The 24416-nt window shown below is 38.3% G+C and carries 27 protein-coding genes and 1 pseudogene; 11 read left to right on the top strand and 17 right to left on the bottom strand.

The annotated features are described in order from the left end of the window. The first annotated feature begins 5 nt into the window (after positions 1–5). The gene (locus B3209_RS11500) at positions 6–452 is read left to right on the top strand and encodes an FIST C-terminal domain-containing protein (protein ID WP_296664168.1); all 447 of its coding nucleotides are present in this window, start codon (positions 6–8) and stop codon (positions 450–452) included. Position 453: 1 nt separating this feature from the next. Further along, positions 454–1341 carry a methyl-accepting chemotaxis protein gene (locus tag B3209_RS11505; RefSeq protein ID WP_296664147.1) on the top strand — a complete coding sequence of 296 codons (888 nt, stop codon included), beginning with the start codon at positions 454–456 and terminating at the stop codon, positions 1339–1341. A 203-nt stretch (positions 1342–1544) separates the two neighbouring features. Here B3209_RS11505 and B3209_RS11510 read toward each other — a convergent pair whose 3' ends face one another. The 6 genes from B3209_RS11510 to argJ form a co-directional block, all read right to left on the bottom strand. After that, a complete protein-coding gene (locus B3209_RS11510) occupies positions 1545–2909 on the bottom strand; it encodes an argininosuccinate synthase (RefSeq protein WP_295796545.1) in 1365 nt (454 codons plus the stop codon). 112 nt (positions 2910–3021) lie between these two features. Next, entirely contained in the window at positions 3022–3798 is a 777-nt protein-coding gene (locus B3209_RS11515) for a polyphenol oxidase family protein (RefSeq protein ID WP_296690727.1), read from the bottom strand. After that, the gene (locus tag B3209_RS11520; RefSeq protein WP_296690732.1) at positions 3795–5516 is read right to left on the bottom strand and encodes a DUF5312 family protein; all 1722 of its coding nucleotides are present in this window, start codon (positions 5514–5516) and stop codon (positions 3795–3797) included. The genes B3209_RS11515 and B3209_RS11520 overlap by 4 nt, the downstream gene beginning before the upstream one ends. Positions 5517–5629: 113 nt before the next feature. Beyond that, a complete protein-coding gene (locus B3209_RS11525; RefSeq protein ID WP_296664150.1) occupies positions 5630–6787 on the bottom strand; it encodes an acetylornithine/succinylornithine family transaminase in 1158 nt (385 codons plus the stop codon). Positions 6788–6795: 8 nt separating this feature from the next. Continuing rightward, positions 6796–7698 carry an acetylglutamate kinase gene (gene argB / locus B3209_RS11530; RefSeq protein WP_296030171.1) on the bottom strand — a complete coding sequence of 301 codons (903 nt, stop codon included), beginning with the start codon at positions 7696–7698 and terminating at the stop codon, positions 6796–6798. A gap of 16 nt (positions 7699–7714) precedes the next feature. After that, entirely contained in the window at positions 7715–8986 is a 1272-nt protein-coding gene (gene argJ, locus B3209_RS11535) for a bifunctional glutamate N-acetyltransferase/amino-acid acetyltransferase ArgJ (RefSeq protein ID WP_296690735.1), read from the bottom strand. A 158-nt stretch (positions 8987–9144) separates the two neighbouring features. Here argJ and B3209_RS11540 point away from each other — a divergent pair, with 158 nt between their 5' ends. Further along, on the top strand, positions 9145–9408 hold the full coding sequence (locus tag B3209_RS11540; RefSeq protein ID WP_296690738.1) for a hypothetical protein: 264 nt from the start codon (positions 9145–9147) through the stop codon (positions 9406–9408). Continuing rightward, positions 9392–9670, top strand: a complete 279-nt coding sequence (locus tag B3209_RS11545; protein WP_296690741.1) for a DUF4160 domain-containing protein — start codon at positions 9392–9394, stop codon at positions 9668–9670. The genes B3209_RS11540 and B3209_RS11545 overlap by 17 nt, the downstream gene beginning before the upstream one ends. A 57-nt stretch (positions 9671–9727) precedes the next feature. Here the strand turns inward: B3209_RS11545 and gltX are convergent, their stop codons facing one another. Beyond that, the gene (gene gltX, locus B3209_RS11550) at positions 9728–11305 is read right to left on the bottom strand and encodes a glutamate--tRNA ligase (protein WP_296664153.1); all 1578 of its coding nucleotides are present in this window, start codon (positions 11303–11305) and stop codon (positions 9728–9730) included. Positions 11306–11843: 538 nt separating this feature from the next. Between gltX and B3209_RS11555 the strand changes: the two genes are divergently transcribed. Continuing rightward, positions 11844–12572: an ABC transporter ATP-binding protein gene (locus B3209_RS11555; protein ID WP_296664154.1), complete on the top strand. Its 729-nt coding sequence runs from the start codon at positions 11844–11846 to the stop codon at positions 12570–12572. Between the two features lie 13 nt (positions 12573–12585). After that, entirely contained in the window at positions 12586–12963 is a 378-nt protein-coding gene (locus tag B3209_RS11560) for a YccF domain-containing protein (protein ID WP_296664155.1), read from the top strand. A gap of 4 nt (positions 12964–12967) precedes the next feature. On the opposite strand, the gene B3209_RS11565 is transcribed toward B3209_RS11560, so the two are convergent. The 4 genes from B3209_RS11565 to B3209_RS11580 form a co-directional block, all read right to left on the bottom strand. After that, complete coding sequence (locus B3209_RS11565) at positions 12968–13267, bottom strand: HigA family addiction module antitoxin (protein WP_296664156.1); 300 nt, start codon at positions 13265–13267, stop codon at positions 12968–12970. 13 nt (positions 13268–13280) lie between these two features. Then, positions 13281–13562, bottom strand: a complete 282-nt coding sequence (locus tag B3209_RS11570; protein ID WP_295796523.1) for a type II toxin-antitoxin system RelE/ParE family toxin — start codon at positions 13560–13562, stop codon at positions 13281–13283. Between the two features lie 66 nt (positions 13563–13628). Further along, positions 13629–14180 (bottom strand): hypothetical protein, encoded by a 552-nt coding sequence (locus B3209_RS11575; RefSeq protein ID WP_296690744.1) that lies wholly within the window; start codon positions 14178–14180, stop codon positions 13629–13631. Further along, positions 14170–15534, bottom strand: coding sequence for an MATE family efflux transporter (locus B3209_RS11580; protein WP_296690745.1), 1365 nt, complete (start codon positions 15532–15534; stop codon positions 14170–14172). The genes B3209_RS11575 and B3209_RS11580 overlap by 11 nt, the downstream gene beginning before the upstream one ends. Positions 15535–15744: 210 nt before the next feature. Here B3209_RS11580 and B3209_RS11585 point away from each other — a divergent pair, with 210 nt between their 5' ends. Continuing rightward, positions 15745–17841 (top strand): [Fe-Fe] hydrogenase large subunit C-terminal domain-containing protein, encoded by a 2097-nt coding sequence (locus tag B3209_RS11585; RefSeq protein ID WP_296690749.1) that lies wholly within the window; start codon positions 15745–15747, stop codon positions 17839–17841. Between the two features lie 113 nt (positions 17842–17954). On the opposite strand, the gene B3209_RS11590 is transcribed toward B3209_RS11585, so the two are convergent. From B3209_RS11590 to B3209_RS11615, 6 genes are all read right to left on the bottom strand, one after another. Next, positions 17955–18875 (bottom strand): M15 family metallopeptidase, encoded by a 921-nt coding sequence (locus B3209_RS11590; protein ID WP_296690751.1) that lies wholly within the window; start codon positions 18873–18875, stop codon positions 17955–17957. Between the two features lie 71 nt (positions 18876–18946). After that, positions 18947–19276 (bottom strand): type II toxin-antitoxin system PemK/MazF family toxin, encoded by a 330-nt coding sequence (locus B3209_RS11595; protein WP_296664161.1) that lies wholly within the window; start codon positions 19274–19276, stop codon positions 18947–18949. Then, positions 19264–19506 carry an AbrB/MazE/SpoVT family DNA-binding domain-containing protein gene (locus B3209_RS11600; protein ID WP_296664162.1) on the bottom strand — a complete coding sequence of 81 codons (243 nt, stop codon included), beginning with the start codon at positions 19504–19506 and terminating at the stop codon, positions 19264–19266. The genes B3209_RS11595 and B3209_RS11600 overlap by 13 nt, the downstream gene beginning before the upstream one ends. Before the next feature lie 61 nt (positions 19507–19567). Then, positions 19568–20257 (bottom strand): SDR family NAD(P)-dependent oxidoreductase, encoded by a 690-nt coding sequence (locus tag B3209_RS11605; RefSeq protein ID WP_296690753.1) that lies wholly within the window; start codon positions 20255–20257, stop codon positions 19568–19570. Continuing rightward, entirely contained in the window at positions 20254–21000 is a 747-nt protein-coding gene (locus B3209_RS11610) for a VUT family protein (protein ID WP_296664164.1), read from the bottom strand. Before B3209_RS11610 ends, B3209_RS11605 begins: the two co-directional genes overlap by 4 nt. 142 nt (positions 21001–21142) lie before the next feature. Next, positions 21143–21475, bottom strand: coding sequence for a helix-turn-helix domain-containing protein (locus tag B3209_RS11615; RefSeq protein WP_296690756.1), 333 nt, complete (start codon positions 21473–21475; stop codon positions 21143–21145). Positions 21476–21593: 118 nt separating this feature from the next. On the opposite strand from B3209_RS11615, the gene B3209_RS11620 reads away from it, so the two are divergent. The 4 genes and pseudogenes from B3209_RS11620 (at position 21594) to B3209_RS11635 (ending at position 24360) form a co-directional block, all read left to right on the top strand. Beyond that, the gene (locus B3209_RS11620) at positions 21594–22121 is read left to right on the top strand and encodes a hypothetical protein (RefSeq protein ID WP_296690759.1); all 528 of its coding nucleotides are present in this window, start codon (positions 21594–21596) and stop codon (positions 22119–22121) included. Positions 22122–22132: 11 nt separating this feature from the next. Further along, positions 22133–22984 (top strand): annotated as a pseudogene (locus tag B3209_RS11625) (MBOAT family O-acyltransferase); the annotation flags it as partial. Positions 22985–23037: 53 nt separating this feature from the next. Next, complete coding sequence (locus B3209_RS11630; protein WP_296690761.1) at positions 23038–24042, top strand: alginate O-acetyltransferase AlgX-related protein; 1005 nt, start codon at positions 23038–23040, stop codon at positions 24040–24042. Between the two features lie 45 nt (positions 24043–24087). Then, positions 24088–24360 carry a nucleotidyltransferase family protein gene (locus B3209_RS11635; RefSeq protein ID WP_295796501.1) on the top strand — a complete coding sequence of 91 codons (273 nt, stop codon included), beginning with the start codon at positions 24088–24090 and terminating at the stop codon, positions 24358–24360. Positions 24361–24416 lie beyond the last annotated feature (56 nt).

A 24416-nucleotide genomic window follows, 5' to 3' on the forward strand; every position in this document is an offset into this window, starting at 1 on the left:
ACGGAATGAATCCGCGCAGGCGTTACGCGGAGCTTTTGGGAATTCCTGAGTCCAAGGCAGACTCGGCGGCGCTCACAAATCCGTTCGGAAGGGTTTTCGGCGGACACACTTTCATCTCGTCAATCGCGGGCTTCAATCCGGACGGAACGATAAATATGTACTCGCGCGTCCTTGCGAATTCAACAGTCGAGCTGATGGAGCTTGTTCCGATAAAAGAAAAAATCGAGGAGTCGCTGAATTCCGCGCTCAGGGAAATTCCGCATCCGGGATGCATAATCCTTGTAAACTGCATCCTGCGCACGATAATCTTCCAGCAGCAGGGAATCTGCGACCAGATATGCAAGCTTTACGGCTCGCACGGACTTGATTTCGCGGGATTCTCAAGCTACGGAGAGCAGATCGGACGGATAAATTCAAACCAGACTTTGGTCAGCATCATAATCGGAGAATAACATGGACAGAATGACAGCGATAAACGGCGGAAAGGAACTTGCGAAAATACTAATGGACTGCTGCGCGAAAAACGCGGCTGGAAATTCCGGGGCGCAGGACTACATAGACAGGATGACAAACGACTCCGGGGCGGACAACGAGGAGAACACCGCGCTCAGGGAGCTTTCTGATTCGGGAGAGAAGCTTTCCGAGAATGCAGGCGAGCTGATTGAGAACTTCAAGCGGAATGCGGAAGGCAACGGACAGATTTTCAAGGCGTTCGAGAATTTCAGTCAGGATGTAGACAAGGTTTCCAGAAACAACAACAGCCTCAAGTCAAGCATCGACAACTTCGGCGAGCAGATCAAAAAAATCATGAAGCACATGGACGACATCTCAGAGATTTCAGAGCGGACAAACCTACTCTCGTTCAACGCGTCGATTGAGGCGGCTCATGCCGGAAGTGCCGGAGTTGGATTCAGAATCATTGCAAATGAGGTCAAGAAGCTTTCCGAGAACACGAAAAAGGCTTCGGATGAAATCACGAAAATGGTCGGCGCGCTTCAGGACAAGCTTGAGCAGCTTTCGGAACAGAGCAGGCAGAATTCACTTCTTCTGTCCTCGCTTGTGGACTCAACGGGCAAGTCAAAGGAAATCGTCTCTCAGATGAGCACGGACACCGACATGAATTCCCAGTGCGCACAGAACATGCTTGAGCTTATTGAGCAAAACCGCAAGAGCATCGACTCCGTACTACAGACCGTAAAAAAACGCAACATCGAGCAGCTCAAGGAATTCGCGGACAACGCATCTCAGAACCTGATTCTCTTCAACGACATAATCTCCTTCTCAATCGAAATCGACCAGATTTTCAAATACCTTGAGTCGCAGGAACATTCAGCGCAATAAAAGCGGAAGGCATATTCCAGTCCCGGAGCATTTTTTGTGTTCCAGGGGAATTTTTGACATAAACAAAACCTCCGTTGAAATCACACAGGAAGAAATTCCTGTAAAATTCCAAGACGGAGGCTCGCTAAAGCAGATTTAAGCTGAATCATAAATACAATGCAAAACATTTTATTTATGATTGCATTGTACCTTTCAAAATCAGCTTACTCAGTCGGGCGTTTCTTAAGCTTTTTACTTTTAAGGACTGCCTGACCTTCTCCAACTTGCTGCTCCATCATAGCGCGAACTTTCAAAGGCAAGCCAAACAATGTAATAAAGCCCTGTGCATCTTTGTGGTCATACAACTCACCAGTCTTGAACGAAGCAATGCTTTCATTGTACAGACTGTATTTTGAATAAGAGCCTGCTCCGCGGATTGCGCCCTTGCACAGCTTGAGTTTTACCCAGCCAGTAACAGTTTCTTCTGTTTTATCAACAAACGCCATGCAAGCGTCAAACAAAGTTGTAAACCATTTTCCGTCATAGATAAGTTCTGCAACTTTTATAGAAAGCTGCTGCTTGTAATGGTATGTGTCGCGATCCAAGCAAAGGTGCTCCAGCATTCTGTGCGCAAAATAAAGAATTGCTCCGCCTGGAGTTTCGTAAACGCCACGGCTCTTCATTCCTACACAGCGGTTTTCGCAAATATCAACAAGACCAATTCCGTTTCTTCCGCCGATTTTGTTAAGTTCAAGAAGAAGCTTAAGGGCATCCATTTTTTTGCCATTAACTGCAACAGGAATTCCTTTTTCAAAATCAATCTTAACATATTCGCCAGCAGCAGGAGCTTCTTCAGGCACAACTGTATTCTTAAGCATATGCTTGTAGTTAGGCTCATTTTCTGTTTTTTCAAGCTCAAGACCTTCATGGCTCAAGTGCCAGATATTTTCATCGCGGCTGTAAGACTGATCCTTTTTCATCGGAACTTCAAGCTTACGGTCTTCAAGATATTTGATTTCAGCTTCACGGCTGTCCATATTCCATTTTGGGTCACGCCATGCGGCAATAACTTTCAAGTCTGGAGCAAAAGCCTTGATTGCAAGCTCAAAGCGAACCTGGTCATTTCCCTTTCCAGTTGCTCCATGACAAATTGCAACAGCCTTTTCCTGGCGAGCATATTCAACAAGAATTTTTCCAATAAGAGGACGCGCAGTAGAAGTTCCAAGAAGATACTCATCTTCATAAATTGCATTTGCCTTCAAAGCCGGCCAAACATATTCTTCAATATATTCCTGACGTGCGTCTACAACATAGCAAGCAGAAGCTCCAGTTTTCAAAGCGCGGGACTTGATTGCCTTCCAGTCATCTCCCTGTCCAACATCAATGCAAACCGCAATAACATCATAGTCATAGTTTTCTTTGAGCCATGGAATGATAACAGTTGTATCAAGACCACCTGAATAAGCCAAGACAACCTTATCCTTTTTTGATGCCGCAGATTTCGCAACTTTTGCTGTTGCCTTTACAGCTTTTTTCGCAGTGGATTTTACAGCCTTTGCTGCTTCAGAAACTTTTTCTTTAACTGCCATAACAACGCCTCTTATAAAGAATTTTTCAGTAATCTTATTTTCAGTTTGAATAAATCCTAAATAAAATTACTGTATGCATAGAATATACATTTTTATGAATAAATATGCAATATCAAAATGAATAAAAAACAAAAGCCGCTTGAACAGTAAAGTGTTTTTGTTTTTCTTCCAATGGCAAATTCTGCGGAAGCAATGCTGTCTGCCGTCTAAAAGAGCCGTACTTAAACGCTCCGTTTTCCTTAAAACAGCAAGTACATTCCTTGTTTATAAAAACATTTCCATCAGGAATGCCTATTTTCTTCAAAAGAAAAAGATTAGCTTTTGCAAGGCTCAATGAATATTTATTCCCATCAATAAAAGAAACACAGTCGCTTCCAAAATTTTCTGCAAAATATTCAGCGCGGTCTTTATCAATGGAATAACAGCACGAATTTATATGCGGTCCCAAAACAAAGCACAAGTCACAAGGACTAGAATCATATTTTTTATTCAGCATATAAAAAGCTTCCGCTGCAATTCCAGTTCCCTTCCAACCAGAATGCAGAACACCAAATACATTTGAGTTTTTATCATAAACAAAAATCGGCATGCAGTCCGCAACAGTTACCGCAGGAACAATAAATTTATTTGAAGTAAGAATTCCATCTCCCTTCTTAAAAAAAATTTCATCCGCGCTAGAAACTTCATACACAGTTTTTGAATGAATGAGCTCCGGCTGCGCAACTTTTCTTTTTTCAGCGCAAATAGAAGAAAAAAAATTATCACGCACTGAATTATTTTCATTCCATCTGAACCGCATATTTCCAGACGACAAAACCGACATTCCCCACAATGGAGCAGAAGGCAAAGGTTTTCCGTTGTAAAAAAAATTTCCTTTCAAAAAGCTCATACTGAAATATTTTCCATTTCTATAATTGCCTGCAAGACTTCGGATGCAAATTTTATGCTATACGCAAATTTTGCAAGATTCTCTTTAAACTCTTTATTGTCCGCGCCCATTATCTTATTTAAATTTGCAAGCGGTCCGTAATAAACAGTTGACTTTTCGCCAAGCATCGCAAACAAAAGATTTTCAAAGCCCGTTAAAAACTTTGCAAACGAATCCGCCAAATCCAAGGCATTTCCTTCAATTTCAAAAAGAATGCTGCGAAGTTTTTCCTTATCCGGTTCTTTTTCAGAAGAAGCATAATGCGCAATTTCAGAACCGTACTCTCCAGAAGATGAAAGCCGCTCAACAAGAAAATCATTTTTGCTGATAATAGAATTCAATTTAGAAATCATATCAGAAAACTCATACATATTTTCCTTTATTGAAAACTTTCCTTCCAAAGTAATTGTGCTTAAAAGCTGCTTGTACTTTGGGAACTCATTCTTTAAATAATAATTCAAAAAGCCAATCGAGCATTCATATTTTTCATTGTAGTCGCCGCCAATTTTTTTCCACGGACGTGAAGGATACTTTGGAAAATCTTCAAGTGAAAAATAAGTTTTGAGTTTTTTCTTTATTTCCGATTTTTTAAAATCCTTGTTCCACATTTTAAGCCGTTTGTCCAAAACAACTTTCCATTGCTCTTTGAATTTCTGAAACCACAAGTCGCTGTAGCTTAACGGCAACGGAGAATAAAGGGAATTTTCAAAAATCACTTTTCCAAACTTCTTAAGCGGAATTTTTTCTGCAAACGTATTTAACAAAGAAATTTCTGCGGACGATGAATTTACTTTTTCTGAAATCTCCTCATATGAAGAAGCCGAGTAGCTCCACAAATCCTTCTGCGGAATTCCAGACATAAAAAGAACAGAAAGAGTTGTATCTGAGCATTCAAGCCGCCCCAAAAGAATTCTTGCAAGGCTGTCAAAATCATCTTTTATCTGCGAAAAAGAACAAGTGCGTCCGGAAGTTCCAGAAGAGAATTTTGACATTGCAGTGCCAAGCGGAATTTTCACAAACATTCTAAGCCGTTCAAATTCACGGGAACAAGCTGACATTTTAACTTTCTTTTCAGAAGAAATTCCAGAAATGATTCCGTCAAGCTTTGTAAAAAGAATATTTCTTATGTCCGCAGGCAAAGGCTTTTCAAAAGAATAACTGTAAACATCGCACGAAGATTTTATCTCTTGAACAATTTCAGGCATTACAGTAAAACCAAGCAAAAAATAAAACAGTCCTGTATCCTGTTCAATTGAATCAAACGAAGGCTTAAAAAAATCCCGCACGCGCTTTAAATCCAAAAGCTCAGAATAAAATCCAGAAAGAAGAAGTTTATTTTTGCAGTCAATTACATCAGGAAAATCATGTTCCAAACTTTTTGAAAGAGAAGCAACAACAGAATTATTGTAAACAGTTTCAATGCTGGAATTCAAAAACAAAGATTTCAGCCATATAATGAATCTGAATAAAAGCGGCTCTTGCCTAAGTTTTTCCGAAAGAGTCAGTTTGTCTTCTCTACGCTTTTCCTGCTCAAGCTGAATGTCAGATTTTTCAGAAGGAAAAGAAACATCAAGTTTATCCTGCTGAATCTGGCTCAAAATATCAGAGCGTTCCTCTTTTGAAAGATTTGACGCAAGAACTTCAAAATTGCTTTTTGCTGATAAATTTTTATTTTCCATAATCTGATTCTATTCTATGAAAAGAAACAGGAAATGTAAAGATTTTATTTTTATAAGAATATCTAAAAAAAAATGCTCCCAATAATGCAAGGGAGCAAAGATAATGCAATTTTTTATTTTTCAAGAACTTCCTTTATAATAGAAAGACCTTTGTCAATTTCCTTGTAGCCGATATTTAAAGGCGGAACTAAGCGCAAAACATTTTTTCCTGCTGTAGAAAAAAGCACACCTTTTTCGAGGCAGAGTTTTTCAACTTCAACAGGATTTTTTGAAACTTGAATTCCAATCATAAGACCTCTTCCGCGCACATCTTCTACACAAGGCAAATTCCAGCTTTTTACAGTGCTTTGAATATATTCGCCTTTTTCAGAAACAGAAGCCAAAAATCCGTCCTTTAAAAGCTCATGCAAAACAACGCTGGCCGCACTGCACGCAAGAGGATTTCCGCCGAAAGTTGACTGATGATCCCCAGCCGCAAAAACATTGCCTTTTCCGCGGTAAAGGCAAGCGCCCATAGGAATTCCGCCGGCAACAGCTTTTGCAAGCGTTACAACTTCCGGATTTATTTCAAGCTGTTCGCTTGCAAGAAGAGTTCCAGTGCGCCCCATTCCAGTCTGAACTTCATCACAGATTACAATTGCGCCAGCTTTTCTTGCAGCTTCTGCAGCCGCCTTTGCCCATTCTTTATCAAGAGGAAAAACACCGCCTTCGCCCTGAACACATTCCATCATCAGCGCGGCAGTCGTATCATCAAAAGCATCTTTTAAAGAATCATAATCGTTTGGCTTTATAGTTTTGAATCCTTCAACATAAGGTGCAAAAGTTTCAGGGTGAAAAATATCCTGGCCAGTCGCAGTAAGAGTTGCCATCGTGCGTCCATGAAAAGAATGCTCCAGCGTTACAATGGTTTTTCTTTTTGAGCCGCCGTTCAGCTGTCCGAATTTGCGGGCAAGTTTTATGGCAGCCTCATTTGCTTCCGCTCCGCTGTTTCCAAAGAACACGCCTTCAAAACCTGTAGCGTCTAAAAGTTCATCCGCATACTTTACGCCAATGTCGCTAAGAAAATAATTGCAGACATGAATCTGTTTTTTTGCCTGGCTAGACACAGCTTTTACAAGCGGCTTAAAATTATGCCCCAAGCTGTTCACTGCAATTCCCGCAAGAAAATCAATATATTTTTTTCCATTTATATCTGTAAGAACAGAACCTTTGCCGCTTTTAAAAACAACATCAAAAGATCCGTAGTTATTTAAAACCTTTTTGCTTCCCATGTTAACCTCTAGTAAATCATAGTTCCAATTCCGCGGTCGCTGAACATTTCTATCAAAAGCGAATGAGGAACGCGGCCGTCAATAATATGAGTGCGCGGAACACCTCCGTTGCGGGCAAGCATGCAGCACTCAATCTTCGGAATCATTCCGCCTGCAATTATTCCTTCCTCTATATATTTTTCAACGTCTCCAATATGAATCCGCTGAATCAAAGACTTCGGATCGTTCACGTCTTTTAAAACGCCAGGCACGTTTGTAAGCTGAACAAATTTTTCAGCATGAAGAGCCACAGCAATTTTCGCAGCGGCAGTGTCGGCATTTATGTTGTAACGGACATTGTCTCCATCGCAGCCCAAGGCAACGGTTGAAACTACAGGGATAAAATTCTGCTCCAAAAGGGACTCAAGAATTTCCGGGTTCACTTCTGTAACTTCCCCGACAAAGCCCAAGTCCTGTCCGTCTTTTTGGATTTTCACAGCCTTCAAAAGTCCTGAATCAACTCCGCTCAAGCCAACAGCCTTTCCGCCGTTTTCAAGAAGAAGAGCAACAATGTCCTTGTTCAGTTTTCCAGTCAAAACCATCTGGACAATCTCCATTGTTTCCGCATCAGTGTAGCGAAGTCCGTTTATAAATTTGCTTTCCTTACCGACTCTTCCAAGCATATTGTTAATCTCAGGTCCGCCGCCGTGAACAAGCACAACATGGATTCCTATTGTATTTAATAGAACAATATCTTCCATTACGTGCTTCTTTAAATCCGCATTAAGCATAGCGTTTCCGCCGTATTTTACGACAACAACTTTTCCGACCCAATGCTTAAAATAAGGAAGAGCCTGAACAAGCACATCAGACCAATGAGCATTGTCAAGCCGAGGATCAATTTCTTCTATATCAGGTTCATTTGTATTCAATTTTTTGCTCCGTGCTTTAGGTTCTATAATCGCCATTTATTTTAACATATTCATAAGTCAAATCACAGCCCCAGGCAGTTCCACAGGCAGTTCCGTCCTGGCATTCAATGTTGATTTTAATTTCTGCTTCCTTAAGAACTTTTTTTGCCACAGCCTCGTCAAAGTCAAGAGGAACTCCGTTTTCAAAAACTTTAAGCGAAGTGCTCTTTCCTTTTTGCTCGCCGATAAAATCAGTTGCACCAGTCCGCATGGAATTTTCTGCGCTTTCAAATGTTATGGAAGTTTTTTCAGGTGAAAAGTCAAATCCAGAATATCCCATTGCGCACAAGAAACGCCCAAAGTTCGCATCGCTTCCGAAAATAGCAGCTTTTGCAAGGCTTGAGCTTATAACGGCTTTTGCAAGACCACGCGCAGTTTCAACGTCCTTTGCCCCGGAAACATTGCATTCAATCAGCTTAGTTGCGCCTTCTCCGTCTCCTGCAATTTTTTTTGCCATCTGGGTGTTTATAGAATTCAAGGCTTCGTAAAAAAGATCAAAGTCTTCGCCTTCGCACGTAATTTCATCATTTGCTGCCATTCCGTTTGCAAGAATAGTAAGACTGTCATTTGTGGAAGTATCGCCGTCAACTGAAACACAGTTGTAAGTTCCTGCAACAGATTTGCGCAAAGCTTTTTCAAGCATCTTGGAAGAAATAGCGCAGTCAGTTGTCATAACGCTAAGCATTGTTCCCATGTTGATATGAATCATTCCAGAGCCTTTTGCCATTGCCCCTATTCTTACAGTTTTTCCGCCGATTACAGTTTCTACAGCGCATTCCTTGTAATGAGTGTCTGTTGTCATTATAGCAGTGCGGGCTTCTTTGTGTCCTTCCTTGGAAAGTCCGTCTTTTAAAGCCTGAATATTCTTTTCAATTTTTTCAACAGGAAGCTGCTTGCCGATTACGCCTGTGGAATAGACAATAACATCATTAGGATTTATTCCAAGAACATCAGCTGCAAGGCTCGCCATTTTTCGTGCGACTTTCGCGCCCTGCTCTCCAGTACAGGCATTTGCGTTTCCAGAGTTGGCAATAACAGCCTGAGCTTTTCCGTTAGAAATATTTTCTTTTGTAAGCTTTACACTTTCAGCTTTGACTTTATTCTGTGTAAACACGCCAGCCGCATTGCAAAGCTTTTCGCTAAAAACAAGCGCAAGGTCGTTTTTTGTGCTGCTTTCCTTTATCTTGCAAAGGATTCCATTTGCCGTAAAGCCTTTAGGAGCTGTAACTCCGCCATCAATAAATTGCATTTTTATACACTCCTTTTACAAAGTTTTGCATAATTATAAACTTTTTCCGCACAATGTCAATAAAACCAGCAGGCTCACAAAAAAATAAAATTATAGAAAATAAATAAAATCAATGGTATATTTAGATTGAGGAGATATAAAGAATGATGTATAATTTTATGACATTGAATGATGGAACTGGAATTGCCCATTCAGAAACGATACAAAAAGATGGCAAAGAACAGGTAAAAGTCTATTTTGAACAGCCTGTTGAAAAAGGCTTCAACTCAGCAGAATGCTGGCTACCTTCTTATACATGGACTAAAAAAGAAGGATTTTCTGACAAGCAATTGGAGTATTTCCAGGAATTTTTAGAAAGCACCGCCCATATTATTATTGAATTAGCTCATTCAGGAGGCTTTGATAATGCCGCAAATTTTTAAAATAGGCGGATATATTGTTTTCATTTGGTTTTCAGAATCAAATCCTCTTGAACCAATTTATGTTCATGTTTGTGAAGGTGTGCCTTCTGAAAATGCGACAAAAATCTGGATAACAAAAGAGTTAAAGACTTTAATCGCTCATAATAAATCAAACATTCCAAAACATAAGTTGAATGTTATCCGAAAAACAATAGAGGCACGTGCATTTGAAATCGTTTCAAAATGGAAAGAGTATTTTGGAGAAATAACTTTCTATTGCTAAGCAATAAAAAAACAACCCGGATTTTTCGTCCGGGCTATTCTACATTCAAATTAAAACCTAGAAAACTGCAAGTGTTTTTTCAACGCGCTCACATGCTTTTTCTTTTCCAAGAATCCAGATTGAGCCAATTAACGGCGGAGAAATGCGGCTTCCTGTAACTGCCATGCGAACAGGCATCATAAAGTCGCCAAGTTTTATTCCAAGCTCCTCGGCATATTTTTTTGCAAGAGATTCCGCATCATCGTGGCTCATTCCAAAGATTTCAGAAACAAAAGACTTTGCCTTTTCAAGAACTTCCTTTGTCTTTGCCTCGTCAAGCTTCTTTGGAATAATTTCAGACTTTGCAGGAACAGCTGGCTCTGTAAACATAAAGCGAACCATTTCAGCGGCATCTGTAAGGAAGTGCAGACGCTCCTTTATAAGCGGCATAAGCTCCAAAAGCTTTTTCTTTACATCTGCGCTCGCCATGTTCATTGAAGAGTCCAGGCAAACAGGTTCGCCGTCGCTTCCAAGCGCAACACCAGAATATTCAGGGCCTACTTTGGGCTTAGGCTGCGGATTTTCAGGATTGATTTCAAGGGAAGCATCTCCAGTTCCTGTTATAAACGGCAATGTCCACTTGTAAAGCTCCTCGTCAGACAAAGCACGGATATACTGACCGTTGTACCACTCAAGCTTCTTGTAGTCAAAAACAGCAGGCGCCTTGTTCAAATGCTCAAGCTTAAAGTTTGCAGCAAGCTCTTCAAGGCTATAGATGTCGCGTCCGTCTTCATAAGAGCAGCCCAAAAGAGCCACATAGTTTACAATTGCCTGCGGAAGATAGCCGCGCGCACGGAACTCGTTAAGCGAAGTTGAGCCATGTCGTTTTGAGAGTTTTTTTCCGTCAGCACCGTTAACCATAGGCAAATGACAGAATTCAGGATGCTCCCAGCCGAACGCTCTGTACATCTGAACGTGGAGTGGAGTTGAAGGAATCCATTCCTGGGCACGCATAACGTGGCTAATCTTCATCAAATGGTCGTCAACAATATTTGCAAGATGATATGTCGGAAATCCGTCTGACTTCAAGAGAACCGGATCAGGGGAAATGTCCTCGTTCTTCCATACAATGTCGCCAAGAAGATGATCCGTGAACTTTGTCTCGCCTTCAAGCGGAACTTTAAGCCTTATAACGTAAGGTTTTCCGGCGGCAAGATTTGCCTTCACTTCTTCTTCTGTAAGATGGCGGCAGTTTCTGTCGTATCCCGGTGGCATTTTGTTTTCTGTCTGAATCTTACGGATTCTTTCAAGACGCTCTGAATCGCAGAAGCAATAGTAAGCCTCGCCTTTTTCAATAAGCTCCTGGGCATACTTTTTGTAAAGTTCGAACCGCTCGCTCTGAACATAAGGTCCGTACTCGCCGCCCTTGTCTCCGCCTTCATCCCAATCGATTCCAAGCCAAGCCATTGTGTCGTAAAGATTCTTTACGTATTTTTCATCGTATCTTGTGCGGTCAGTATCTTCCAAGCGAAGAATGAATTTTCCGCCCTTAGACCTTGCAAAAAGATAATTAAAAAGCGCAGTACGCACACCGCCGATATGCTGCAGCCCCGTAGGAGAAGGCGCATAACGAACCCGAACTTCCTTGTTTTCCATAATAAATATAACCTCTATTAATATAGAATAAAAATATTCAAACTAGATACGCAGATTATACCGACTGAAAGACTTTTACTCAATAACGAACTGAGCGCGCAAGCATTCAGCAAGCATAAAAACAGAGCCGTTAGAGGCTTTCAGCATATACATAAAGTACTTTATGCTTTATAAAATCAAATTGATTTAACTGAAAAATTAAATTTAAATACAAGTAAAACAAAATTAATATAAAATCAAAATTAACTTAATTTTAAAGTGAAATTAAGTTAAAAACAAATAAATTTTAAGTTAAAATCAAAACAAAATTAAGTTAAGATTAAAATGAAATCAAGTTAATTTCAAATAAAAATCAACTTAAAATTCAATTTACATTAACTTAATATCACATAAAAATAAACTTAATTTCAAAGCAATACAAGCAGTGCAGATGGAAAGCGCAAGGCATACGAGAAGAGGATGTAAGTACTGCTGGAAGGCACAGAAGCACTGAAAAATTCCTGTGGAACTTTATGATTAAGTCTGCTATACTATTGCAATGAATCTGATTGAGCTTAAAGATATTTCCAAAAACTACAAGATGGACAAAGTTATTGTAAAAGCTGTGGACAAGGCTTCGTTTTCAATAAAAAAAGGTGAATTTGCGGCAATTTCCGGTTCATCCGGCTCGGGAAAGTCCACACTTCTGAACATAATCGGGCTTGTTGACCTACCTACTTCCGGCACTTTGCTTTTAAACGGAAACGACATCTACGCGCAAACAAAGCTTTCAGTAGACACAAAACTTTCCGCCGCATTAGACAAAAAGCTCACAGTTCTTAGAAGAAAAAATCTCGGATTTATTTTTCAGACATTCAATTTGATTCCAGTTTTAAATGTAAGGGAAAATGTGGAGCTTCCGCTTACGCTCGGGCCTTCGTTCGCAACCGAAACCATGGGCAAAAAGGAGCTTGACGAATGGGTTGACTTTCTGATTGAAACAGTCGGACTTTCCGCATGGAAAAACCACAAGCCTTCTGAGCTTTCTGGCGGACAAAGGCAAAGGGTGGCAATTGCGCGCGCACTGTCAACAAAAGCTCCTGTAATTCTTGCCGATGAGCCGACTGCAAACTTGGATTCAAAAAATGGAGATCAGATTCTTGAGCTTATGAAAAAGCTGAATAAAGAGCTTGAGACAACATTTATTTTTTCAACGCACGATGCAAAAATCGTAAACATGGCGGACCATGTGATAAAGATTTCCGACGGAAAAATCATCAGCGCGTAGAAAGGAGTTTTTTATGGGACTTTTTAGATTCTTTGGAAATATTATCTGGTTCATACTTTGCGGATTTATTTCCGGACTTGCATGGCTAGCAATTGGCTTGCTTTGGTGCATTACAATTGTTGGCATTCCAGTGGGAATTCAGTGCTTTAAATTGTCTTGCGTTTCATTCTGTCCATTCGGAAAAAATATTTTGCTTGGAACAAAAACAAGCTCGCTTATGCTGAACATTCTTTGGGTTGTCTTTGGCGGCCTTGAGCTTGCGCTTGGATATTTGGCGGCAGGAATTGTTTTGTGCTGCACAATCATCGGAATTCCGCTTGGACTTCAGTGCTTTAAGCTCTTAAAACTTGCATTCCTGCCATTCGGTGCAAGGATAGAAATAAAAGTGTGAAACGCTATGCAATCTGCTTGCAAGCTGAGATTTTTTTCAAATCTTTTTCCAGTCTGATTTCAGCCTCTCGCAGATCCAGCTCATTCTGCAAATTAAGCCAAAATTTTGAGGTTGTTCCAAAATATTTTGCAAGGCGCAAAGACATTTCTACAGTTATCTTTCGTTTTCCGTGAACTAAATCTAAAACTGTGCTAGACGAAACACCTAAATCTTTTGAAAGTCTATAAGGCGTGATATTTAATGGCTCAAGAAATTCCTCTGTAAGAATTTCTCCTGCGGTTGGCAATTCAAATCTTTCAGACATAGAAAACCTCCGTTTAGTGGTAATCCACAATTTGAAGTTCATAAGCTTCATTGTTTTGAAACTTGAACATTATTCTCCATTGACTATTTACTCTTATGGAACAATAATCTTTTAAGTTTCCTTGCAGATGCTCAAATTTATTTCCTGGAGGAATTCTTAAGTCATCTTCATTTTCCGCTGAATTGATTATCAATAGCTTTGCAAAAACTCTTTTATGAATTTCAGACGGAAACTTTTTTGATTTCTTTCCATTCCAGATTTTTTCAGTTTCAGAATCTGCAAATGATTTTATCATACACACATTATCTATTATTCAGATATATCTGTCAAGAAGATATAAAAACTAATTTCAAATTTTACCTTAATCTCTTTCCGGTTTTGTAAACTTAAAGAACTCTGGGGCTTTGTGATCAATGTTCCAACTACCGTTATAAAAGCCGTTTTCATTGGCGGTGGGACTTACAAAGATTACTTTTGCAGGATTTTCTGTGTCATACAAAAAAATGTTTGAGTTCCAGTCTTTTTCAAAAAGTTTCTGGGAAAGTCCTTGCGCAAAAATTTTTTCTTTGGGCGTGCAAAAACTGATTTTATATCTTCCCTTCTTTAACAGAAGATGCATTGCCATTCCGCCGCAAAGATAATAATAACGCTCATAAGGAATTCCTTTTTTGGGCTCGCTGATCCAGGAATAGTTCGCTTTGGCTTTTGTGTAAGTTACGTCTTCGCCAGTTTCCGCGTCTTCGAGCTTTAGGTAGCAGCGAGTTTCATTTATCTGCCAGCTGTTTTCCGGGCGGTAGATTATAAGCGACCACGGATTATGGCGCACTTCATCTTGCGCATAAAGGCAGATTCCGTTCAGAAATAAAAGCAAGAAAAACGCAATGGAAAAAAGTTCAGCTTTCTTAGTTTTCATTACCCCTTATTTTAAGTTTTTTCTGGTAAAAAATAAAGAACACAAGGTTCAAGGCGATTCCAAAAACTGTTGCTGTAGGAGCGGCAAGACCAATCATTGCAAGGCTTGCATCAGGCTGCACAGACATTATGTACGACATCGGAAGCCGCACAAGAAACGACTGCGCAAGCCCCTGAATCATAACAAGCATTGTTGCGCCGTGTCCGTTAAAGTAGCCGATAAAACTGAACAGCACAGAAGTTACAACAGCTTCAATTGCAAACCCTCGCAAGTATTCAAATGAGCGGCGGATTACATTTGCGTTGTCGGTAAAAACAGAAGACACAAAGTCGCCTTTAAAGAAAATCAAAGTGAAAACAAAAATTCCTATGAACGCGCCAATCGCCATTCCTGTAAGCATGGATTTTGTCGCACGTTTTTCGTTTTTTGCGCCAACGTTCTGTGAGACAAAGCTGGACATTGACTGCATGAGAGAACTTGGAACAAGCATTACAAACGCAACAATTTTATTTGCAACTCCGTAGCCAGAAGAAGCTTCAAGCCCAAGCCGATTTATAAACGCAACAAGGCACATAAAAGATATTTGAGTCAAAAGCTCCTGAAATCCTATAGGAATTCCAATTTTTATTATTCCGCGCAGTTCCTCATTAAAACAAAAGTCTTTTCCATTTATATGCACGAGTTTTTTTCTTTTGATTATAATTATAGAAAGGACGACGGAAACTGCCTGGGCCGCAACAGTCGCAATTGCAGCTCCGGCAACATTCATTTTAAATCCTGCAATCAAAACAAGATCGCCTGCAATGTTCACGGCGCAAGCAATTCCAACAAAAAGCAGAGGACTTTTTGAGTCTCCCAGTCCGCGGAAAACTGCGCTGATTAAATTGTACGCAAGAATAAAAACAAATCCAGCTCCGCAAATTCTTATATACTGAACTGTATGGTTAATCGCTTCGGAAGGAGCCTGCATAAGAAGCGCGATTGGTCTTGCAAAAACAACAAGGCAAACTGTAAAAAGAATTCCTGCGCATAAAAAGAAAACTACAGAGCCTCCAATAACACGGCTGATTTTTTCAGGCTTTTTCTCTCCCAGATACTTTGCTATAAGAACTGTAACAGAAGTTGCAAAACCTGCAAGAACAAATGTAAAAAGGTTCATTATATTTGAGCCAGTGGAAACACCAGAAATTCCTTCCGTAGTTCCGAATCTTCCCACGACCATAATATCCACCGCGCCATAAGCGGCTTGAAGAATCAGCGCGCCCAAAATCGGAATCATAAAACGCAGCATCTTTGAAAGAATCGGGCCGGATGTAAAGTCATTTACAGCCGCTAATTTATTTTCATTCAACATGGAATATATTTTATTAAATCAAAAATTTGTTTCAAGCAACATAAAGGCTAATTTTTTGTTATTGATTCTAACAAAATTGTGCCTGCCTCTTATGCTAAAAAATTACATGAAGTCTGAACCAATCACTTCTATTAATACTTGACGAAAAACCGGTTTCGTTAGATACTAGCCAAAATAAAATTCCATAAATCACTTTTAACCGAGTTCAACATGACAAAAAATCTAAACACACAAACTGGAAAATACCGCTCAGTAATTTCTGTAGACAAAGAAAAATGCGTAAACTGCCAAAGGTGCATTGCAGTGTGCCCTGTAAAAATGTGCAACAACGGAGCTGGAGACCACGTTGCTTTTGACGAAAATCTTTGCATAGGATGCGGCTCTTGCATTGAAGCCTGCACTCACGAAGCAAGAAAAGGAATTGATGACGCAGAACTTTTCTTTGACTCTCTTAAAAAAGGTGAAAAAATTGTAGCAATCGTAGCACCGGCTGCAATAGTTAGTTTCCGCGGAAAAGACCTTGAACTGAACGGATTTTTAAAGTCGATTGGTGTGGAAGCTGTTTTTGATGTAAGTTTTGGCGCGGAGCTTACAACAAAATCCTATGTTGAATATATTAAAAATAAAAATCCAGACTGTATAATTTCGCAGCCTTGCCCTGCCCTTGTTTCGTTCATTGAAACCTACCGTCCAGAACTTATAAAATATCTTGCGCCAGCCGACAGTCCGATGCTTCACTGCGCAAAAATGATAAAAGAATTTTATACAAAATACAGCGGATATAAAATTGCGGCAATTTCGCCATGCTATGCAAAGCGACGTGAATTCGATGAAACTGGAATCTGCGACTACAATGTAACGATGCGCTCAATCCAAAAATATATGGAAGAAAAAAATCTTAAGCTCGACTCATTTCCAAAAGTAGAATACGAAAATCCTGCAGCAGAACGTGGAGTTCTTTATTCAACTCCGGGCGGACTTATGAGAACAGCAGAACGCTTTGTTCCAGGCATTTCAGAAAAGACACGCAAAATCGAAGGCAACCCAAAAGTTTTTCATTACCTTGCAAAGTTTTCAGAAACGAATAAAAACAAAAAACCGTGCTTCACTTTAGTTGACTGTCTTAACTGCGAAAACGGATGCAACGAAGGAGCCGGAACTACAAACAAGGGAATGCACCTTGATGAAATGGAAGCATTTGTAGAAAACAGAATGCAAGAGCGCCGCTCATACTGGGAGAAAAAAGGGCACTCCAAGAAATCAGCTCTAAAAAAACTTAACAAGGCAATCGATGAGTTTTGGCGACCAGGACTTTACGACAGAACTTACGTTGACAGAAGCGCGTATTTCCGCCAGAAAATCAAAGAGCCTTCACAGGAAGAAATTCAGAAAATATATAAAGATATGCAGAAAAAAACAAAGGCGGATATTTTAAACTGCGGTGCCTGCGGATATGAAGACTGCGAGCAGATGGCAGTTGCAATTTACAATGGACTGAACCGCCCGGAAAACTGCACTCATTACACAAACATTCTAAAAGACATTATGAACACCCAGCATCAGGAAGAAGTAAAGCAGTCTGTGCGCAAAGTTGTTGAAGCTGGAGCTGAAAAACTTACAGAAAACGGACGAGATGTCCAGACTTTAACAGACGCCGCGCGCAATATGACAGAAAGCGTTTCAACTTCATCTTCTGCTGTTGAAGAAATGATTGCAAACATCAAATCCATAAATTCCATTCTTGAACACAATGCAGAATCCGTTGGTCTTCTTGACGGAGCAACAAGAAAAGGAATGGCTGGAATTGAAAACGTAGCAGAGCTTGTTTCTAAGATTGAAGAGAACTCAAACGGGCTTAGCGAAATGAGCAGTGTTATTCAAAAAATCGCAAGCCAGACAAACCTTCTTGCCATGAACGCCGCAATCGAAGCCGCTCACGCAGGAGATTCTGGACGCGGATTTGCAGTTGTAGCAGACGAAATTAGAAAGCTAGCTGAAAATTCTGGCTCGGAAGCACGCAAGATTTCAGATGTGCTAAAAAATGTAAAGCAGCTAATTGATGCAACGTTCAAGGACACAGGAGATGTTCAAAAGGAATTTTCAGAAGTTGTGCAGCTTTCTGGAACTGTAGTTGAGCAGGAACAGACTGTGCGCCGTGCAATTTCAGAACAGAACGAAGGTGGAAAACAACTTTTGCAGGCGGTTGGAGCAATGCGCGAACTTACTCAAACAGTAAAAGAACGCACAGAAAAACTTCTTACTGATACAAATGCAATAAAAGAAAGCATTCTTGAACTAGGAAAATAAAACTTACTAAACCGAATGCCGAATTTTGTATTTTACTGCCAGCATCGGGCTTGCCCCCTGCGATGTTTCTGAAAGAAAATCGATTGATAATCTGTTAAAAATTTGAAAGTAAGTTACTGAGCTTTCTTATTCTGCAGCCTGCTGTAAAGAATAACTTCTGGGCGATATTCAAAATGCATATTGTCCCAGATTGCCCACTTGCCGCCCCACAAAAATCCATTGTTTTCAAAAATTTCAATTACTTTTTGCGCAGGCATCCACCTTCTTTCAAGCGGAAGCTTCATCCAGTTGTCTCCGTCAATATCTCGTCTCCATGCCCAGTATACATTTTTCTGCTTCCAGCCTCTTGGAAGCAAGTCAAGCGCAAGTCCAAGACTATGAAAAGAACGATTGCCAGAATCGCTTATATTCCGCCAAGAATAACTGTCCGCGCTTAAAAGTGTATCTAAAAAATTTTTTACTTCCGCATCAGACTTTGAAGCTTCAAGAATTTCTTTTTCGACTTTTGCAAGAGGCTCTCTAAGTCGCTCATGCGCATTTGTTTTTTTTCCAAGGAACGATATTTTTTTTATATGCTGCTCAAGGGAAACTCTTGTCTTGCAGTCATATACAAAGTCGTAAAAAAATGGAGGCGTTCCCTTGCCGCTTGTTCTGTTTTCTGGAGAACTAAACTGCCTTATTCTTTCAATATCCTCGTCCGTAAAATCCGCAGGATTGCGCAGAACAAAATCGTATTTATATAGAAAAGAATTGTATAGATTTTTATTTTCAAATTCGGACTCTGGCAAAAACATTCCGTCCGCCCATAAAAATTCCGCAGTCCTCTCGCCATGCGAAAGTGAAATTTTCCAGTCTCCGGCAAACGCATTGTATTCGCTTTTAAACTGAATATCAGGATAAGCCTTTTTAAATAATGAAAGCAACTCTGGTTCTTCCGGTTTTGACTTGAATGCAGAAAATGAAAATCCGAAGCAAGGAAAAAACAAAATCGCAAATAAAAAACAGTGGATAAAACAACTAGAAGAAAATTTCATTTTTTAAATATAGCATTGAAAATACCAGCAATGTCAACTAAAAAATATGCGGGACGCAAATTAAAACAATTTTAATCTACAAGCATTTCTTTTAAAGTTTTTTTTACTTCTAAAACTTCTTTTTTTGATATTTTTCCAAGCCTTTTTACAAGACGGATATTATCTACAGTTCTTATTTGATCCAAAACAATCCAGCCATTTTTTCCTTCAAATCTTACAGGAATTCTTGTCGGATATGAATGAGACTTTGTTGTCATAGGAGCAATAATTATAGTGCTGATATTATTATTTATTTCATCTGGGGAAATTACAAGGCAAGGACGCGTCTTTTTTATTTCATGTCCCATAGTTGGATCTAAGTTTACAAGATAAACATCGTATTGATTTATTACCATTCCCATTCAAACTCCTCTGAAGAAGGAATGTCCTCCATTATATCTTCTTTATTTTGGTGCATTTTGCAAAACGCTTCAGTCCAGCCTTCACGAGGATTTTCTTTTATGGGAGTAAGCAGGATGCCTTTTTCTGTTACTTCCATATTCATTTTGTCTTTCACTAAAAATTTATCTAATATCATTTTAGGAAATCTTATTCCACGAGAATTTCCAATTGGAACTACAGAAACTACCATAAAAACCTCCTTGTAAAACCTAATGTAATTATAAAGTAATAACTGTTGAAATGTCAATTTTCTACCATACGAACAAGTCGGCGCAATTGCGTTCTCCTCCGGAAACATCGATTGCCTGTCCTGTGCAGAATTTATTTACCGCAGTCATAAAGTAAATCCAGTCAGCGGCTTCTTCCGCGGTCGCCCAGCGTTTTAGCGGAGTTACGTCCATGATTTTTTTCCAAAGCGATTTATCCTGAACAACAGGCTCGTTCAGTTCCGTAAGAATTCCTCCGAAGCACAAGGCATTGCAAGTCGCCCGATATTTATTGGCAAGCCGAATCGAACAGTTTTTCATGTAGCCCACAACGCCAGCCTTTGACGCAGCATAAGAAGCAAACTCATTTCCTGTAAGAGCTGAAGCAGAAGCGTTGAACAAAACTGATTTTATTTTTTTCTGAAACGCATATTTTTCTGTAACAGCCATTGTTCCAATAAGGTTCACTTTTATGTCATCAAGACTGAAGTTGCTGGCAGTTTGCATTCCTGCATTGTTCACAAGAATTTCAACATCTTTTATTTCCGGAAGAGAATTTTCTTGTGAAATATCGCAGACAAAATGTTTATAACATTTCACATTCTTTACAGAAGAATCACCGCTTATAGAATCAGGGCGCACATCAAGTCCTATGACTTCATTTTTTTCAGAAAGAAATTTTAAAGCGCATGCTCTGCCGATTCCCCTGCTTGTTCCTGTAATTAAAACTTTCATTTTGCGCAAGCCTTTTTGTATTCAATATATTCTTGCCCGACTTTTTCTTTTTCCCACTGGCGGACAATTTTATATCCCAAACCGGAAAAAAAAATTTCGCCCAAAAGTTCAAAGCCAGCCCCAATCGCCGAGCATACAAAAACCTGAATCCAAGTCCAGCCAAAGAAAACTTTTGAAACAATTGTGGCAAAAATAAAATTGTCCACAAGCTGCGCTATTGCAGTTGAAATATAAGAACGAAATGCAAATGAAAAAAATCCGTCCGACTTAAACAAACTTCCGATTGCACAGTTGAGCAGAGCATTTACAACAGATGATGAAACGAATGCGGTAGACGAGCCTAACACAACATACCAAGAACCTGCAAAAGTCGCATTGAGCGCATCATTTACAAGAAGATTTTCACAAGCGTAATATTCGCCCCACTTTCCCGGAGTTCTTGCAAGCAGCGCAAATGAAACGCAGATAAAAAGATTCGCGGCAAGAGCAACAAGTGAAATTTTTATCGCTGCCTTTGCTCCCCACCTTTTGCAGATTACATCCATGCACAAAAACATAATCCAGCTGAATGCAAATCCGCAGTCAAGCGCAACATATTTAAAGCTAACAAGTTCTTTGTTTGCCATAAGGTTTGCACAGACAACAGACAAAATAAAAATTGAAACTGTAAGTGAAGGAATGTTTCTCAAAAGAATTTTAAAGTCGCTAACTTCGCGGGAAACAAAAGAAAAGAATTTTTTCATAAAATATCAGCGGAAAGAAAACCGCCAGCCTCCATAAGAATTTTAATTTATAAAGCGCAGGAGAGTTATGAGGAATCATAAACTGCGCAACGCAAATGTAATATTTTTCCGCGGAAAATGCAAGGCGTGAAATAAAGGGATTTTATTCTTTATTGTTTTTGCGAAAATCTTCCAATGATTTATCTACAGCAATTTTTACATCTTCAATAATTTTATCTGAAATCAATTTATATAAATCAGCAGCCTGATTGGATTCTTCCTGGGCAGGAACAAATAAATTTTGAACATCTGTATCTAGTGCATCTGCAATTTTTGCAAGTGTTTCTTCACTGGGCCAACGGCGACAGCCTTCAATATTGTTTATCATTTGCGAAGAAAGACCTGTTGCTTCTGCCAAAGTTTCCTGTGTAAATTTTCCTTTTCTAAGGGCTTTAAGATTAGAAGCAAGTCTTTTTTGCAAAGTTAATCCTGTCATAGTTTTATTTTAAGTAAGTATTTTCTATTTTTACACTTACTATCTGGAATATATATTTACACTTAAACTTACTTATTATAATATACATTTTAAATAATACTTACTTTAGGTAAATAAAATGATTTTTTCTTCTATACCCTTTTTATTATTTTTCCTGCCGCTGACAATTGCAAGTTATTACTATGTTCCAAATTTAAGACTAAAAAATTTTGTATTGCTCATTGCAAGCTGTTTTTTTTATGCTTGGGGAGAACCAAAATATATTTTTCTAATTTTATTTTCAATTTTAATAAATTATAGACTTGGACTAGAAGTTTCAAACATAAGCTTTTCAAATACATTAAGAAAACTATTTTTAGCCATAGCAATTTTTTTTAACTTAGGAATTCTTTTTGTTTTCAAATATTTTAATTTTGCAGCTAGAGTTTTTCATTTTGGCTCTTCATTAAATCTTGCAATGCCAATAGGTATTTCATTTTTTACTTTTCAAATTCTTTCTTACATGATTGATGTTTACAACTCTCCAAGCCTTGTGCAAAAAAATATTTTTAACCTTGCATTGTACATTATGTTTTTTCCACAAATGATTGCAGGTCCTATTGTTCGCTATCACGATATTAACTTTCAAATAGAAAATTTAATTTAAATCAATTTTACTGCGGAATCCAGCGTTTTATATTAGGACTTGCTAAAAAAGTTTTAATTGCAAACTACCTTGCAAAAGGATGCGATAATATTTTTCGCTTGCAGTTCAATGAATATGGAACTGCTGCCGCTTGGATTGCTATAGTTTCATACTCACTGCAAATATATTACGATTTTTCTGGATATTCAGACATGGCAATTGGGCTTGGAAAAATGTTTGGCTTTGATTTTTTAGAAAACTTCAATTTCCCATACATGGCAAATTCAATAAAAGATTTTTGGAGAAGATGGCATATTTCTCTTTCATCCTGGTTCAAGGACTATGTATATATTCCGCTTGGAGGAAACAGACGCGGAACATTAAGAACAATACTCAACAAGTACATTGTTTTCTTTTTAACAGGTCTTTGGCATGGAGCAAGCTTCAACTTTATTGTATGGGGACTTGGCCATGGAACTTTAATGATGGCTGAAACTTTTTTCAACAAACTTAGAATAAAGGAAAATATTTTTATAAAAATCTTAAAACATATATACGCGCTCCTTTCAATTTTGTTTCTATGGACATTTTTTAGAATGGGGACAAAAGAATCTATAAAATTTATTCTAAAACTTCTTGGAATAAATTATACAAAATACTACAAGGACTATACTCCAGTTTTTAATAACATACTGCTTCCAATAATACTTGACAAGTTTTTCTTTGCAATTCTATTCATTGCAATTATCTTTTCCTTTAAATGGTGGAAGCAAATAAAACTGCCAGAAACAATTAAAAACATATTTTTGATTTTACTTTTACTTCTTAGCATAGCAAGTCTTGCCAACAATTCTTATAATCCGTTTATTTATTTTAGGTTTTAAAAATGAAAAAAAATCAAATAGCATTCATTATTATCTTTTTATCAGTTTTATTCTTGCCAATAATTACCTTCAATTACAAAGGAACTGTTTCAGAAAAAGAAAACAGAAATCTTCAAAGCCGTCCAAAAAATTTTAAAGAAGCAAATAATTATATTTCAGATAGATTCGGTTTTAGAAATGAGTTCTTAAAAATATACTCATACTTTCCTCAAGAAAAAATAAGCGGAAACGTTATATACGGTAAACAAGGCTGGCTTTTTTATACTGCCGATGGAAATCTTTCAGATTTTTGCAAAAGGAATATTTCACTGGAAAGAGCTAAAAAATTCGCATTAAACCTAAAAAGCATGTCAGACTGGTGCAAAGAAAACGGAATAATTTTTGTAGCTGTTGTCGCGCCAAACAAACATTCTGTTTACGAAGAATTTTATATTTTGAATCGTCCAAAAGGAAAAACTTTTATGGATTACTGCGCACAAGAAACAGAAAAACTTGACATAAATTTTATATGGGAAAGAGATCTTATTATTTCGGCAAAAAAAGACTATGAGTTTCCGCTTTATTACAAAACTGACACTCACTGGAATTCTAGCGGCGCAAAATTATATTCAGAAATTTTAAATAAAACCATAGAAAATAATTTTCCGCAAATAACATTTCCGCATATAGAATATGAAACTCAAGTTCAATTGAATGAAAACTCAAAGCACGATATTGCGAATATGTTAACAACTAATAAAAAATTTTCTGATTATGAAGTTTCAATAAAACCAAAAGAGAAAGACTTTTCATCATATTATGAATATCTAAAAAACGAAGGAAGAAATGGCGTTATTATAAAAGGAAAAAATGAAAAACTTCCAAAAGCATTAATATACAGAGATTCTTTTTTTAGCGCATTAGAGCCATTCACATCTCCAATGTTTTCAGAAGCAGAATACAAATGGGCTCGCCTTACAAAAGACGAGAAAGAGTACATATTAAAAAACAAACCTGATATTTTAATTTTTGAATCAGTAGAACGTTACGCATTCAGCATTGCAGATATTGAGTTTTAAGAAAAACTTCTGTTTTTTTATAAAAATAAATGATATAATTAATACATGAATTCTGAAGTTCTTACAATAGCGACAACTATTCTCAAAAATGCAGGCTGCACAGAAATATATTTGTTCGGTTCACAAGCTCGCAACATTGCAAATGAAAATTCAGATATTGATTTAGGAGTAAAAGGTTTACATCCTTCATTATTTTTTCGTGTTCATCTACAATTAGAAAATGAACTTGATATGAAAGTTGATCTAGTTGATTTTGACTATCAAAAGTCATTTTTTAATCTTTTGCAGGGCATCGGAAAATTAAAAAAAATTGGATAAAGAACTAAATAGCCTGAATGTCGAGTTTTGATAAGAACAGTAATTTAAGTGTCATT

Origin of the sequence: Treponema sp. UBA6852, assembly GCA_002449305.1 — a bacterium.
In the GTDB taxonomy this organism is placed as follows: domain Bacteria; phylum Spirochaetota; class Spirochaetia; order Treponematales; family Treponemataceae; genus Treponema_D.